The 14,429-nt window shown below is 65.2% G+C and carries 13 protein-coding genes and 1 tRNA gene; 12 read left to right on the top strand and 2 right to left on the bottom strand.

Annotation, left to right across the window (positions count from 1 at the left end; all coding sequences use genetic code 11):
• Positions 1-12 precede the first annotated feature (12 nt).
• The 11 genes from AC1AXT_RS06355 to rplA all read left to right on the top strand — a co-directional run bounded on the left by AC1AXT_RS06355 (position 13) and on the right by rplA (position 9,414).
• Positions 13-1,047 (top strand): hypothetical protein, encoded by a 1,035-nt coding sequence (locus AC1AXT_RS06355; protein WP_476540650.1) that lies wholly within the window; start codon positions 13-15, stop codon positions 1,045-1,047.
• A 131-nt stretch (positions 1,048-1,178) separates the two neighbouring features.
• A complete protein-coding gene (rplU, locus tag AC1AXT_RS06350; RefSeq protein ID WP_476540648.1) occupies positions 1,179-1,487 on the top strand; it encodes a 50S ribosomal protein L21 in 309 nt (102 codons plus the stop codon).
• A gap of 59 nt (positions 1,488-1,546) precedes the next feature.
• Positions 1,547-1,843 (top strand): 50S ribosomal protein L27, encoded by a 297-nt coding sequence (gene rpmA, locus AC1AXT_RS06345; protein WP_476540646.1) that lies wholly within the window; start codon positions 1,547-1,549, stop codon positions 1,841-1,843.
• A gap of 87 nt (positions 1,844-1,930) precedes the next feature.
• A complete protein-coding gene (gene obgE / locus AC1AXT_RS06340) occupies positions 1,931-3,592 on the top strand; it encodes a GTPase ObgE (protein ID WP_476540644.1) in 1,662 nt (553 codons plus the stop codon).
• 17 nt (positions 3,593-3,609) lie between these two features.
• Positions 3,610-4,737 carry a glutamate 5-kinase gene (gene proB, locus AC1AXT_RS06335; protein ID WP_476540643.1) on the top strand — a complete coding sequence of 376 codons (1,128 nt, stop codon included), beginning with the start codon at positions 3,610-3,612 and terminating at the stop codon, positions 4,735-4,737.
• A gap of 121 nt (positions 4,738-4,858) precedes the next feature.
• Positions 4,859-6,070 (top strand): pyridoxal phosphate-dependent aminotransferase, encoded by a 1,212-nt coding sequence (locus AC1AXT_RS06330; RefSeq protein ID WP_476540872.1) that lies wholly within the window; start codon positions 4,859-4,861, stop codon positions 6,068-6,070.
• Between the two features lie 233 nt (positions 6,071-6,303).
• Positions 6,304-6,376: transfer RNA gene (locus AC1AXT_RS06325), tRNA-Trp, on the top strand.
• Between the two features lie 96 nt (positions 6,377-6,472).
• Entirely contained in the window at positions 6,473-6,703 is a 231-nt protein-coding gene (gene secE / locus AC1AXT_RS06320) for a preprotein translocase subunit SecE (RefSeq protein WP_476540641.1), read from the top strand.
• Between the two features lie 416 nt (positions 6,704-7,119).
• Positions 7,120-8,097, top strand: a complete 978-nt coding sequence (nusG, locus tag AC1AXT_RS06315) for a transcription termination/antitermination protein NusG (RefSeq protein ID WP_476540640.1) — start codon at positions 7,120-7,122, stop codon at positions 8,095-8,097.
• A 165-nt stretch (positions 8,098-8,262) separates the two neighbouring features.
• On the top strand, positions 8,263-8,697 hold the full coding sequence (gene rplK / locus AC1AXT_RS06310; protein ID WP_476540639.1) for a 50S ribosomal protein L11: 435 nt from the start codon (positions 8,263-8,265) through the stop codon (positions 8,695-8,697).
• A 27-nt stretch (positions 8,698-8,724) separates the two neighbouring features.
• Positions 8,725-9,414, top strand: a complete 690-nt coding sequence (rplA, locus tag AC1AXT_RS06305; protein WP_476540637.1) for a 50S ribosomal protein L1 — start codon at positions 8,725-8,727, stop codon at positions 9,412-9,414.
• 193 nt (positions 9,415-9,607) lie between these two features.
• On the opposite strand, the gene AC1AXT_RS06300 is transcribed toward rplA, so the two are convergent.
• Positions 9,608-10,504 carry a helix-turn-helix domain-containing protein gene (locus AC1AXT_RS06300; protein WP_476540635.1) on the bottom strand — a complete coding sequence of 299 codons (897 nt, stop codon included), beginning with the start codon at positions 10,502-10,504 and terminating at the stop codon, positions 9,608-9,610.
• Entirely contained in the window at positions 10,501-12,963 is a 2,463-nt protein-coding gene (locus AC1AXT_RS06295; protein ID WP_476540870.1) for a DUF6020 family protein, read from the bottom strand. Before AC1AXT_RS06295 ends, AC1AXT_RS06300 begins: the two co-directional genes overlap by 4 nt.
• Positions 12,964-13,278: 315 nt before the next feature.
• Here AC1AXT_RS06295 and AC1AXT_RS06290 point away from each other — a divergent pair, with 315 nt between their 5' ends.
• Entirely contained in the window at positions 13,279-14,346 is a 1,068-nt protein-coding gene (locus tag AC1AXT_RS06290) for a biotin--[acetyl-CoA-carboxylase] ligase (protein WP_476540634.1), read from the top strand.
• Positions 14,347-14,429 lie beyond the last annotated feature (83 nt).

Below are 14,429 nucleotides of genomic sequence, written 5' to 3'. Positions count from 1 at the left end.
AGGGAAACCAAGATGAAACTCGGGGCGGCGGTGGGGACGGTGCTGGCAACGGTTGCAGCGCTGGGAACGTTTGCGGCGCCTGCGGGCGCCGCGCAGCCTACCGATGTCGCCGGGTCCGGGGCGGTGGACGTCGGCGAGGGGAGCAACTCGCTGACAGTCTCGTTCAATTACGGATCGGAACCGGTCGCCGGTGCCGAAGTGACGCTCGTCAAAGTCGCGACGTGGGACGGGCGGCTGCCGCTCGCCGGGCACGTAACGCTCGTGCCGGCGATGAAGGAAGGCGAGTTCGGCCGCTATCCGATCGAGCTGCTGCTGTCGCACGGTTCGGAGGAATCGTGGCGCGAACTGTCCGCCGCGCTGTTCGAGATCATCGACGAGCACGGCGCGCCCGAAGGCTCGGTCAGCGCCCTGACCGGAGCCGACGGGTCAGTAACGTTCCGCGGCCTGGCCGATGGCGTCTACTTCGCCAACGGCATCGGGCTGTCGGGCGAGGGGCGTTCCGGCACCGCCGTTTTCGCGGCGCAGTTGACGATGCTGGGGACCGCCGACGGCGCGACCGCCGGCGAGCACGTCGACAGCGTTGCGAAAGGCACGCTGGAACGCCCCGTTTCCCTCATCCTCGCCTATTTGGAAGGATTTGAAGGAGATTCCGGTTCCTCTGGCGACGCCAGCGGAGGAACCGGAGGGGATTCGGCCGGCGATTCCACTGGCTCCGGTTCCTCTGGCGACGGCGTGTTGGGGAACCCGGGCCAAGAGTCTACGGATTGCGCTGGTTCCGGTTCCTCTGGAAGCGGCGTGTTGGGGAACCCGGGCCAAGAATCTGGCGGCAGTGCTGGGTCGGGTTCCTCTGGGGACGCGGCTGGGGGAACCGGGAGCGGGGACGAGGCGGATTGCGCGGACTCGGGTTCCGCTTTTAGCGCAAGTTCCGCGGCGGCTGCCGAAACCGGGGCGCCCATCGTCGGCACCGCCATCGTCGCCGTCGCCGCGCTCGGCCTCGGCATCGTTCTTGCGGTGGTCGCGAAACGCAAGCGGGGGAATCTTGGATAAAATAACGCGGGGACACGCCGCCGGGGAGGTTGCGGTTGTACATGGGGGTGTGTAGATTTGATTGCTGGTGTCTGGCCGCGAGGCTCGAACGTGCCGGGCAGTAAGCTTTCCCAAATAAATAAGGAACGATTATGTACGCGATTGTGAAGGCCGGCGGCCATCAGGAAAAGGTCGAGGTCGGTGACGTGATTCTCGTCAACCGCCTCGCAGCGAAGAACGGCGAAACCGTGGAGTTCCCGGTTGCCCTCGTCGTCGACGGCGCGGATGTCAAGCTCAACTCCAAGGATCTCGCTGGCGTGACGGTCAAGGCCGAAGTCGTCAACGATGAAGCCAAGGGTCCGAAGATCAACATCCAGAAGTTCAAGAACAAGACCGGCGTTGCCCGTCGCAAGGGCCACCGCCAGAAGCTGACCGCCGTCAAGATCACGGCGATTGCCTGAGTCTTCTTCGGGTATCAGCGTAGGATCCGCGAAGTCAGCAGGAACCGAAAGGAACAGACATGGCACATAAGAAGGGTGCGTCCAGCTCGCGCAACGGTCGCGATTCGAATCCCCAATACCTGGGCGTGAAGAAGTTCGGTGGCGAACAGGTCGTCGCCGGCAACATCATCGTCCGCCAGCGTGGCACCAACTTCCACCCGGGCCACAACGTCGGCATGGGCAAGGACCACACGCTGTTCGCCCTCGTGGACGGCAGCGTGCAGTTCGGCAAGCGCCGTGACCGCAAGGTCGTCGACGTCATCGCCGCGCCGGAAGTCGTGGAAGTCGTCGAGGAAGTCGAGGTCGTCGCCGCCTGAGGCGCATTTTGACTTGGAAAGGCTGCGGTTCATTGAGCCGCAGCCTTTTATTTTGTCGGGTTTTGCCGTGCCAGTAGAGTGGGAAACATGAGTGACTTTGTGGATCGCGTGACGGTACACGTGAAGGGCGGCGACGGCGGCAACGGTTCCGCCGGCATCCGCCGCGAAAAATACAAGCCGCTGGCCGGTCCGAACGGCGGCAACGGCGGCCGCGGCGGCTCGGTGATCTTCGTCGCCGACGACAACGCCAACAGCCTGCTCGACTACCGCTTCATGCCGCACCGTTCCGCCGGCAACGGCACGATGGGCCTGGGCGACACGAAAGACGGTTCGCAGGGCGACGACCTGATTCTTCCGGTGCCGGTCGGCACCGTCATCTTCACGGCGAAGGGCGCGCAGGGCGAGCCCAAGCGCCCCGGCGAGCTGCTCGCCGACCTGCGGCACCCCGGCGACCGGTTCGTCGCCGCGGCCGGCGGCGCAGGGGGCCTCGGCAACGCGGCGCTGGCGAACAAGACCCGCCGCGCCCCCGGCTTCGCGCTGCTCGGCGAGCCGGGCGAGGAACGCGACGTCGTGCTGGAACTCAAGTCGATCGCCGACGTCGCGCTCGTCGGGTTCCCCTCCGCCGGCAAGTCGTCGCTGATCGCGGCGATGAGCGCGGCGAAGCCGAAGATCGCCGACTATCCGTTCACGACGCTGGTGCCGAATCTTGGAGTCGTCCAGGCCGGCGACGTGCGCTATACGATCGCGGACGTGCCGGGGCTGATTCCTGGCGCGTCGCAAGGCAAGGGGCTCGGGCTTGAGTTCCTGCGGCACATCGAGCGCACCGAAATCATCGCGCACGTCATCGATTGCGCGACGCTGGAACCGGGCCGCGACCCGCTTTCCGACTACTACGCGCTCGAAAAGGAACTCGGCGAGTACGCGAACGATCTCGACCTGCCGCTGGGGGCGATTCCGATTCCCGAGCGGCCGCGCGTCATCATCCTGAATAAAATCGACGTTCCGGAAGCGAAGGAACTCGCCGATTTCGTACGCGGCGAGTTCGAAAAGCTCGATCTGCCGGTCTACGAGATTTCGACGGCGTCGCACGCCGGGTTGAAGGAACTCAACTTCGCGCTCGCGAAGCTGGTTGTCGAAATGCGCGCCGACGTCGCCGACCGCGCGTCGGAAGAGGAAAATGAGCGCGTGCTCATCAAACCGCTGGAAGCGGCGCGCGGTGCGGCGAAGTCCCGTCGCGGCGCGCCGGAAGCGGAGTTCGAGATCACCCGCGAATCCAGCCCCAACGGCGACGTCTGGTATACCGTTACCGGCGCGAAGCCGGAGCGCTGGGTGCTGCAGACGAATTTCGATAACGACGAAGCCGTCGGCTACCTTGCGGACCGCCTGGCGCGGCTCGGCGTCGAAGACGGCTTGCGGCGCGCCGGGGCGCACCCGGGCGACGAAGTGCGCATCGGCCGCGGGGAGCGCGCCGTCGCGTTCGACTGGGACCCGACGATCGCGGCCGGCGCCGAAATGCTGGACGGAACGCAGCTGGGTTCGCGCGGCACCGATCTTCGTCTGGCGGAAGATTCCGGGCGCTCGCACCGCCGTTCGAACGCCGAACGCCGCCGCGAATACCACGAGATGATGGACGCGCGCGCCGCCGTGCGCGCGGCGATGGCCGCCGAACGCGAGGCCGGCCACTGGGCCGATCCGTCCGTCGACGACGACCGGCACGACGAAACGTCGCTGTTCGGCCGCGGCGAATAAGTCGTCCGAAGGGAAGCATGAAGACTGAAGAAGAAGTGCGGGCGGCGGTGGCCGCGGCCGCGACGGTAGTCGTGAAGGTGGGCTCGAGTTCGCTGACGCAGCCGAGCGGGCATCTTGACGTAGGCAAGCTGGAAGCGCTCGCCGGCGCGCTGGCGCAGGTGGCGCTGCTCGGCGGCCGCGTCGTGCTCGTGTCGTCGGGCGCGATCGCGGCCGGGTTCGGGCCGCTCGGCCTGGACCGGCGGCCGGACGACATGGCGACGAAGCAGGCCGCGGCGTCGGTCGGCCAGGGACTGCTGATGGCGGAGTACGAGCGCGCGTTCGGACGGTACGGCGTGCGCGTCGGGCAGCTGCTGATCACGGCCGGCGACACCGTGCAGCCGCAGCAGTACCGCAACGCGCGGCGCACGCTCGACCGGCTGCTCGAGCTCGGCGTCGTGCCGATCGTCAATGAAAACGACGCGCTCGCGTCGAACGAGATCCGCTTCGGCGACAACGACCGGCTTTCGGCGCTCGTCGCCAACATGGTGCGCGCCGACGCGCTGGTGCTGCTCACCGACGTCGACGGGCTGTACACGGCGCCGCCGGACGAGCCGGGAGCGCGGCGCGTCGGCTTCGTGCCGGACGTGACGACGATGGTGGATTCGGTGCGCGTCGGCGGCTCCGGTTCCGGCGTGGGCACCGGCGGCATGGTGACGAAGCTCGAAGCGGCGCGGATGGCCGCCGTTTCCGGCATTCCGACGGTGCTGACGTGCGCGGCGCAGGCCGGTCCCGCCGTGATGGGCGACCGGGTCGGCACCTGCTTCGCGCCGGTCAAGCGGCGCGGGTCGGCGCGGCGGCTGTGGATCAAGTTCGCGTCGAATCCGCAGGGAACGCTCGTCGCCGACACCGGGGCCGCCGCCGCCGTGAGGGCGGGGCGCGCGTCGCTGCTGGCCGCCGGCGTGCTCGAGTCGCGCGGCGAGTTTTCGGCCGGCGATGCGGTCTGGATCGACAATGAAGCGGGCGAGCACCTGGCGAAAGGTCTCGTTGGCTACGATTCGGAGGAGATTCCGCACATGCTCGGCCGTTCCACCGCCGCGCTGCGCCGCCTGCTCGGCGACGAATACGCGCATCCGCTGGTCCACCGCGACAATCTCACGCTGGTATAGCCGCCCGGAAATCTTGGGTCGGGTTCCTCAACACGCCGCTGGGAGGGGAACCGGAAGCGTGGGAGAAATGAGATTTGTGAGAATCTTGTAAAGTCGGGAACGTACCCTAGGAACCATGAGTATGGCTGACTGGCAGAAACTTTCCGACCGCATTACCCACGTAACCCCCAGCGCGACGCTCGCCGTCGATTCGAAGGCGAAGGCGATGAAGGCCGAAGGCATCGACGTTATCGGTTTCGGCGCCGGGGAACCGGATTTCGCGACGCCCGCGCCGATTGTCGATGCGGCGGCGCTGGCCGTGCGCGACCCGCGCAACTACAAGTATTCGCCGACGCCGGGTCTGCCGGAACTGCGCGCGGCGATCGCCGACAAAACGCTGCGCGACTCGGGGTTCGCCGTCGACGCAAGCCAGGTCGTCGTGACCAACGGCGGCAAGCAGGCCGTGTATTCGACGTTCCAGGTGCTGCTCGATCCGGGCGACGAAGTGATCATCCCGACGCCGTATTGGACGAGCTATCCGGAGGCGGTCAAGCTCGCCGGCGGCAAGCCGGTGGAGGTGTTCGCCGGCGCCGACCGCGGCTTCGAACCGGACCTCGCCGCGATTGAGGCGGCGCGCACCGAGCGTACGAAAGCAATCGTTGTCACGACGCCGAACAACCCGACCGGCGCGGTCTGGTCCCGCGAAACGGTGGAGGGGATCGCAAAGTGGGCGATTGACCATAATATTTGGGTTATTTCCGACGAAATCTACGAACATTTGACGTACGACGGCGCGAAGACGTCGTATATCGGCGCCGTCGTTCCCGAAGTGCGCGGGCAGCTGATCGTGCTCAACGGCGTCGCGAAAACGTATGCAATGCCGGGCTGGCGCGTCGGCTGGCTCATTGCGCCGCAGCCGGTGGCCGCCGCCGCGTCGAAACTGCAGGGACACATGACGTCGAACGTCAACAATATTGCGCAGCGGGCCGCGCTCGCCGCCGTGTCGGGGCCACTCGACGCCGTCATGGCGATGAAGGACGCGTTCAACAAGCGGCGCGAGGCCATCGTCGCCGCGCTCAACGCAATCGACGGCGTGCATTGCCCGGTGCCGACCGGCGCGTTCTATGCGTTCCCGTCGGTCGAGGGGCTGCTGGGCCGCCCGATCGGGCCGAACGGTTCGGTATTCGAGACGTCCGCCGACCTCGCCGCCGGGCTGCTCGACGAAGCGCACGTCGCCGCGGTGCCGGGCGAAGCGTTCGGCGCGCCGGGCTACCTGCGCTTCTCGTACGCGCTGGGCGACGACGATCTCGCCGAAGGCATGCGCCGCTTCGCCGCCTGGGCCGCGCAGCGGTAGATTTCTTCCGTTTTTGCGCTTTCTTCTGCATGCGCTCCTTCCGCTGGAACGTTCCTGTCTTGCTGGAACGTTCCAGTTCCTCTTTTCGCGGCGTGTTGAGGAACCGGAGCGGGGAAGAGAGCGGGAAATGTGAAGGAATTCGGCACGCGATTGGACAACGTCGCCAGTTCACGTTAATATTTCGTCTTGGCGGTTTTCGCTGGCTCCGGTTCGCCGGGGCGGACGGAAACACTAGGGATGTGGCGCAATTGGTAGCGCAACGGTCTCCAAAACCGTAGGTTGTGGGTTCGAGTCCCGCCGTCCCTGCTGGATCTCGAGGACGAGCAAGGCGCGGAAATTCCGCGCCCGTCCCCGCGAACAAACTGTTGCCTACTGTTAACGACAACGCCATGTGGAGGTGCGATGGCTGGGAAGCAATCCAACGACGAAATCGTTAAGAATCCAAACGTTTTCATGCGCATCGGCATGTTCATCAAGCAGATCATCATGGAGCTGCGCAAGATCGTTACGCCGACCCGCAAGCAGCTGTTCTTCTGGTCGCTTGCCGTGTTCATTTTCGTCGTGATTTTGATGGTCGCCGTTACCGCGATGGATTACGGCCTGGGCAATCTTGCGTTCCTGATTTTCGGCTGAGCGCCCAAGATTTTTAGACTTACTATCTCTCTTCTTCTCTCTGGAGGAACCCCGCAGCCTGGCGCTCGCGGGGTTCCTCTGTTTTCGTCCGGTGCCGCCCCTCTCGACTGGTTCATAGCCAGAACGCTACGTTCCAGTCGGTGGGCGGTCGTAGGCGACTGGAATGTAGGCGATTGGATACTTTCCAGTCGCTGACGGCTTCTCACCGACTGGAAAGTAGATTGGGGAGTACGTTCCAGTCGGTGAGGGGTTGTAGGCGACTGGAACGTAGTCGGGTGGGTACGTTCCAGTCGGCGGGGAGGCGTCAGCGACTGGAACGTGGAGAAAGCGGAATGTTGGGGTCAGGAAGTACACTGTTTCGCTGGATATAGTTTCTTATTGTTTCCCACAACTTCGAAAAACCAAGGTGGAAGTGTATGACTGACGAAGAGAACCTGCTCGCGGCGGAAGGCGACGCGCTCGCCGACATCGAATCGTTCCAGGACGATCCGCAACCGGCCGCGCAGGAGACCGTCGAGACGATCGAAGCCGACAACCAGACGGAAGAGGGTGCGGAAGGCGAGGCGTACGCTCTCGTTTCCGAAGAGGATTCGGAACAGGATTCCGACGCCACCGGTTCCAGCGAAACGGTTTCGCAAGCGGCGGCCGAATCTGAAGCCGACGGCGAAAACGATGGTGAAGGTGCCGAAGAAAACGGCGAGGGCGCTGGAAAAAACAGCGTAGAAAACGACGAAAACGGTAAAGAGAACGGCGAAGCGGCGGCCGACGTCAATCTTGATGCCGGCGAACGCGCGGTGAAGGAGTTCTCGAAGTCGTTGCGCTCGCTGGAAGGCAAGTGGTACGTGCTGCATACGTATTCAGGCTACGAAAAGCGCGTGAAGAGCAATATCGAATCCCGCGTCGCGTCGTTCGGCTTGGAAGACCAGATTTTCCAGGTCGAGGTTCCGATGGAGGAAGTCGAAAAGCACACCGAAAAGGGCAAGAAAGTCGTCAGCCGCGTGCGCGTGCCTGGCTACGTGCTCATCCGCATGTGGCCGAACGAGGAAGCGCGCCGCATCGTGCGCGAAACGGAAGGCGTCACCGGCTTCGTCGGGCCGACCCGCGAACCTGCGCCGCTGAGCCGCAAGGAAGTCGTCAACATGATGGCGCCGATGATCGCCTCGCAGGCGCTCAAGCAGGCTGGCGACAAGCCGGCCGCGGCGAAGAAGCGCACGCTGGAAGTCTCGTACGCGGTCGGCGACCAGGTCACCGTTACCGACGGCCCCTTCAGCTCGATGGAAGCCGTCGTTTCGGAAGTCGAGCCGACGACGCAAAAGCTCACCGTGCTCGTGTCTATTTTCGGCCGCGATACGCCGGTCGAACTCGGCTTCGACCAGGTGGAAAAGCTCGCCTGACCACAAGTCGCGGGGGTGGGGGAGAATTGAGAGGTTGTGTCTGGAGAATCTTGGAAAACAAGACTCGTCGGCACAGCGCAACGCAACTAATCGATGCGGAAGGTGCGCACGGTGGAACTCCGCAGCGTGCCGCAATCACCGCTTGATAGAAAGAAGACCATTCACATGGCTGCTAAGAAGAAGAAAGTCTCGGCGCTGATCAAGCTGCAGATCGAGGCTGGCAAGGCCAACCCGGCCCCGCCGCTGGGCCCGGCGCTCGGTTCGCACGGCGTCAACATCATGGATTTCTGCAAGGCGTACAACGCCCAGACGCAGGACAAGATGGGCCAGGTCATCCCGGTTGAGATCACCGTCTACGAAGACCGCTCCTTCGATTTCATTCTCAAGACCCCGCCGGCTGCGGCTCTGCTGAAGAAGGCCGCCGGCATTCAGAAGGGCACCGAGAACCCGCTGACCCACAAGGTCGGCTCGGTGACCAAGGACCAGGTGCGCGAGATCGCCGAAACCAAGATGGCCGATCTTTCCGCCCGCGACATCGAAGCCGCTATGAAGATCATCGAGGGCACTGCGCGCTCGATGGGCATCACGGTGAACGACTGAGCGTAGAGGCGAAAAGGAGAAAACATCATGGCAAAGCACTCCAAGAAGTACCGCGAAGCAGCTGAGCGCGTCGACCGCGCCAACCTGTACACCCCGGAAGAGGCCGTTGCGCTCATCAAGAGCATGCCGGAATACAACTTCGATCAGTCGATGGAAGCTGTACTCCGCCTGAACGTCGACCCGCGCAAGGCCGACCAGCTCGTCCGCGGCTCCGTCAACCTCCCGAACGGCACCGGCAAGACCGCCAAGGTGCTCGTGTTCGCCCGCGGCCCGAAGGCTACCGAAGCCCTCGAAGCCGGCGCCGACATCGTCGGCGATGACGATCTCGTCCAGCAGGTCGCCGACGGCTTCCTCGACTTCGACGCCGTCGTCGCCACCCCGGACATGATGGGCAAGGTCGGCCGCCTCGGCCGCGTCCTCGGCCCGCGTGGCCTGATGCCGAACCCGAAGACCGGCACCGTTACGATGGACGTCACCAAGGCCGTCAAGGACATCAAGGGCGGCAAGGTCGACTTCCGCGTCGACAAGAACGGCAACCTCAGCTTCCTCTTCGGCAAGCTGTCGTTCACGCCGGAAGCGCTCGACGAGAACCTGCGCGCCATCCTCGATGAGGTGAAGCGCCTCAAGCCGAGCACCGTCAAGGGCCGCTACATCACGAAGGCGACGATCACGTCGACGATGAACCCGGGCGTCCCGGTCGACACCGCCGCGATCTGATTCGCGCCTAGCTAGGCTTTCGGCCGGTTCCGGTTCCTGGATTTCTTTTCTTAAGATTTCCTAGATTTCCGGTTCCGGAATCGGGCCGGCCAAGCTGCAATCTTGCAATCCCCGCCGAACCCTTCCGCAAACTCTCCAGCCTCATGGTTTCTGGGCTGCAGACAGTTGCGGAAAGGTTTGGCGGGGATTGTTTTTATCCGAAAATGCGGCCGAGGGTGATGGCGGTGGACAGGACGAAGGCGTCGCGCGGGTCGGTGGCGTCCCAGCCGGTGGTTTCGGCGGCGCGCTTGAGCCGGTAGCGCACGGTATTCGGATGGACGATGAGGTCGCGCGCCGTCGCCTCCAGCGAACCGCCGTGCCGCAGGAACGTAGATACCGTTATATAGGTAGGGTCGTCGGGATTGTCGCCTTTGAGTGCGCCGAAAACGTTCGCAATCAGCTCCTGCTTCGCGTACTCGTCGCCCAGCAGCGCCCGTTCCGGCAACAGATCGTCGCCGCGGAACAGCGTCGGGGAACCGGGGACGGAGGAACCCGGAGTGCGGACCGCGGAAGCCGCGGCTGCCGCTGCGGAGGGACTGGCGGTCCCAGCGGCGCTCGGGGAACCGGAACCCGCGGCGGGAGCCGGCAGCCCGGCGGTGGCGTCCTGCAGGGCCGGGGCTGCCTTGAGCGAATAGTAGGCTTCGTGGACGGCTCGCCGCGCGCCGGCGACGCCGGGGCGCACGGCGCTGAAATAGGCGGCGCCGGCCGGATCGTACGCGGCGAGAATCTGGTTTCCAATGATTTCCGGCCGCGCCGCTCCTTGCAGTTCGACGAGCGCGAGCGAGAACCCGTCGTGCGTGCCGCACAGCACATGCTCGGCGCCGTAGTTCGCGGCGACGCGGCGCGTCGTTTCCGCCGCGGCTTCCGCATTGTCCTTCGCGACGCCGCCGACGGCGAAACAGTCGAAATCGCTGGACCACCCGAGAATCTCGAGCAGCGAGCCGATGCGTTCGTCGGCCTCGCCGTCGCGCAGGCATTCGACGACGAGCCGTTCCAGCGTGCCGGCGTCGGCGCGCCCGGCGAGCAGGTCGAGAATCGAAACGTCGGTCATTGCGCGGCCTCCTTCTGCCTACCTACGGTAGCGCGGCCGCTGGTTTTTACCCAAGATTTTTTGCCGCGCAACCGCCGTGTAAACGGTATGTTGGGCTGCTGAAACGCTTCCTGCTGCCGGGATGCCGTTTGCTGGAACGTTTCCCTCTGCGGCTCGGTTTCCGCTTTCCGTTCCGTACGGCGGCGGAACCGTTGTACCGGGTGGCTTCCCGCTCCCGCGAGGTGCGGAATGTGCGAATCGCGCCAGAATTGCAAACAAAGGAAACCGAAACAGAACACGATTGGCAGCATGTGGCGTTCGAAATTGTTCGCCGGCGCCGTGATCATGACGCCCATCAGCAACAGCAGCGGCATGTGCCAGCTCAGCGCGCGCCAGCGGCGCAGCGCGAGCTCGGCGGCGCCGATGATCAGCGTCAGCGTGACGTAGAAATTGCCGTGCACGAACCAGCCGAGCACCGGCACCTTGCTCCACTCGTAGACAGAGCCGGCCACGAGGTCGCGCCACTTGTGGTTGACCGTTTTGATCCAGGTGCTCGATTGCTGCACGTAGTCGTTGTTGACGTAGTAGGTCATCGACACGTACGGCGGGTCGAAGATGTCGAAATAGCCGTAGCATTCGGCGAAGAGGGCGTCAAGGGCGACGCGCGGGCTGGCGAGCGTGATCTCGAGCCACGCCGCGTTGAACTGCTTCATGTCGTCGGCGGTGACGGTGCGCCATTTGTAGCTCACCTTCTTCGACTGGATGCCGCTCGATTTCACCGGGTCGGCGTCCTGGCGCGAGTAGGCCTGCGCCATCTGGTCAAGATTGAAGATCGGCTCGAGCTTGTCCTTCGCCGACTGGGGGATCGAGTCGGGGTCGACTTTCGCGACGCGGGCGATCATCTGCAGCTGCACGCCGCGGCTTTCGATCGGGTCGCCGCCGATGATGCGGCCGGAGTCGATGAGGTACGTCGTGCCGCCGTGGATGAGCAGCGTCGGCAGCAGCAGCGCGAACACGTACACCTTCCAGCGGCGGCGGTCTGCGATCAGGCTGAGCACGACCTGCGCGAGGATGATGTACCACGCATACTTCGCCGATACGAGCATCACGACGTCGCTCATCACCAGCGCCGCAATCGTCACCCCGCGCACTTTCGCGGCACCGCTAGAGGAACCGGAATGAGAAATTGCAGGGGTGTGCTGGCTCCGGTTCCTCCGCCACCGGCGTGTCGGGGAACCGGAACCAGATTCTGCGGGGATGGTTTGGCTCCGGTTCCTCCGTTCGCGGCGTGTTGAGGAACCGGAGCGGGGGGATTGGGTCATGTAGAGCTCGTAGAGGCAGCCGAACCACCAGAGGAACGCGAACGCGAACAGCGGGGATTTCGTCAGCGAAATCGTGGAGAAGAACGCGAGCGGGCAGCAGATCAGCGCGAGGAGAATGACCAGCCGTGCCGGAGCGCTCGCCGCCAGCCGCGCGGCGCGCGGGGCGACGCCGCGTTCGGGGTGCAGGAAATCTATGTTCGTTGCGCCGGCGGCCGCCATCTCGGCTTCCAGCGGAAGGTGCGAGGAGGAACCGGAAAGATTGGCGGCGGAATCTGTGGCGGAACCGGAACGCCGGCTGCCGAAGCCGAAACGTCGCCGCGCACTGCGTCCGCTGGAAACGGTTGCTGGACGGGAACCGTTTGCACGGGTGGAAACGGTTGCAGCGCGGCGGCGAATCTTGGTTTTGCGACGTAGCCAGGGCAGATTGAAGAAACGGTTCGCCGTCGCGGCGCAGCAGAACGTCGCGAACAGCCACTGCCCGGCGCTCAAGACCACGAAACCGGCGTCGTTCGAACCGGTGAAATAGCGCGACGCGGCCGCCGTCGCCCCGTACAGCACGGTGAGCACGATGTTGTGCTGGTCGGTGAGGTAGGTGGGGTTGTCGGGCCACATATAGTGCGCGGTCGGGTAGATGTCCATCGGCACGAAGCTGAAGAAGCCGATGTACGGCTGCGCGATGCCGGTCCATTGGTTCCATGCCCAGCTGAACTCGCGCGCCTGCGAATTGATGTCGGCGCCGTACGCGCTCAGCAGCGTCATCGGCACCCACAGCCACGCGACGATGAAAATCAGCCACAGCTTCCACCAGCGGTCGGTCGCGCGGCGGATGATGCGGGCGGCTGCGCGTCCGAATCTTGCGGCGCCGCGGCCGAACGTCGTCAGGCGCACGCGGCTCGCCCAGTTGCGCAGCGTCGAATCCGCCTGCCCCGAGATTTTCGTGAACGCCTTGCGCGGGCGCCGTTGGGGGCTGCGAGCGCTGCGGGCGAGCGCAACCAGCAGCCAGATCAGGCCGAACGAGACTGCGAACGCGGCGACGAACCGCACGACGTTGCCGAATCCGAAGCCGGCGAGGCCGACGTCGGAGCGCATCAGCGGGCCGATTGCCGTGCACCACGCGATCCACGCGCACGCCAGCGCCGCCACGGCCCAGCAGAATATCGAAGCCGCCTTCCCGCCGCTGCGTTCATCGGGACCAGGAACCGCAGCCGCTACCTCTCCGGCCCGGCTGGTTCCGGTTCCTCCGTTTGCGGCGTGTGGGGGAACCGAACCTTGGGTACCCCCCGAAATCTCCGCTTCGGTTCCTTCGTCCTCGGCGTGTTGGGGAACCGAACCTTCGCGGGACGGCGGACGGGAGGGAGCGCGGCGGGAATCTGGGGTCATAATTGGCGATTTTAGCCCGAGGAGCGGAAGGGAGGGCGCTGCGGCGGCGGCCGGCTGGCAAGATGGAAGCACCGAGATTGGTTGGAGGAATCTATGGCAACGGATGCGACTTGCGAAATGAACGGCGGCGATGCGGCTGCCAGTGGAACTGAAAACGTTGGCGCAGTGACGGGAGGAACCGGAACGCGCTATCCGCGGATGCGGCAGGCGGCGGAAGTCTTTGCGTACGACGAGGTGGCGTCGACGAACGACGTCGCACGGCAGATTTTCGAAAGCGGGCACGCGCCGCGCCGCGGAATGGTGGTCGCGCAATCGCAGACCGCCGGCCGCGGGCGCCTCGGGCGGCAGTGGGTGAGCCGCGAAGGCGAGTCGTTCATCGTCAGTTTCATGTTCCGCGTGCCGGCGGCGCTCGTCGCCGACCCCCAGACGCGGGGCTGGGCGACGATGGTGCCGGGCATCGCCGTCGCCGACGCCGTGCGCGAAGCTGTCGCCGACGCCGGGCTGCGCTGGCGCGGCGACCAGGCGGCGTGCGTCAAGTGGCCGAACGATATCGTCGTCGCCGGCCGCAAGCTCGGCGGAATCCTTACGCAGTTCGTCGAGCTGCCGGCGGCGGGGGAGGAGATTTCCGGCCTCGACAGCGGCACGGTTGCCGGAGGTGGCAGGGCTCTCGGAACTGGCGGGAGTGCCGGGGCGTCCGGCGCTCAAGTGGGCCTAATATATGGCGTCGGATTGAATCTTGCGATGGCGGCGGACCGGCTGCCGACGCCGGAGTCGACGTCGCTGCAGCTGGTGACCGAACCGGCTGACGGTGCGCCGGATGGAGGCGACGGGGCTGCTGATGGCGAAAGCGCTAGTGCCGGCGTTGCCGAAGCGCTCGCGTCGCCAGCGCAGCTGACCGACGGCATCGGCGCGCTGGCGCTAACGGCAATGGAAGATTTGCTGCGCGATCTTGCGTGGTCGCCGGCAGCGGCGGCCGCGATGCTGCATGCGCGCATGGAGCGCGAATGCTGGACGCTAGGTCGCCAGGTGCGCGCGACGTTCGTCGACGGCTCGACGCTCGAGGGGACGGCGGTCGCGCTCGGCGCCGACGCATCGCTCGAAGTGCGCGACGCCGACGGCCTGACCCACACCGTCACCACCGCCGACGTCGGCGTCCTCTGATCCGCTGTCTTTCGTGTTCCGTTCCGGTTCCTCTGTTTCCGGCGTGTTGAGGAACCGGATCCAAGACTAGGCGTGAATAGTGG

The sequence above is a fragment of the Bifidobacterium sp. LH_450 genome (assembly GCF_056356715.1).
Note: the sequence above shows the minus strand (reverse complement) of the source record. Positions and strands in the feature narration are given on the sequence as shown.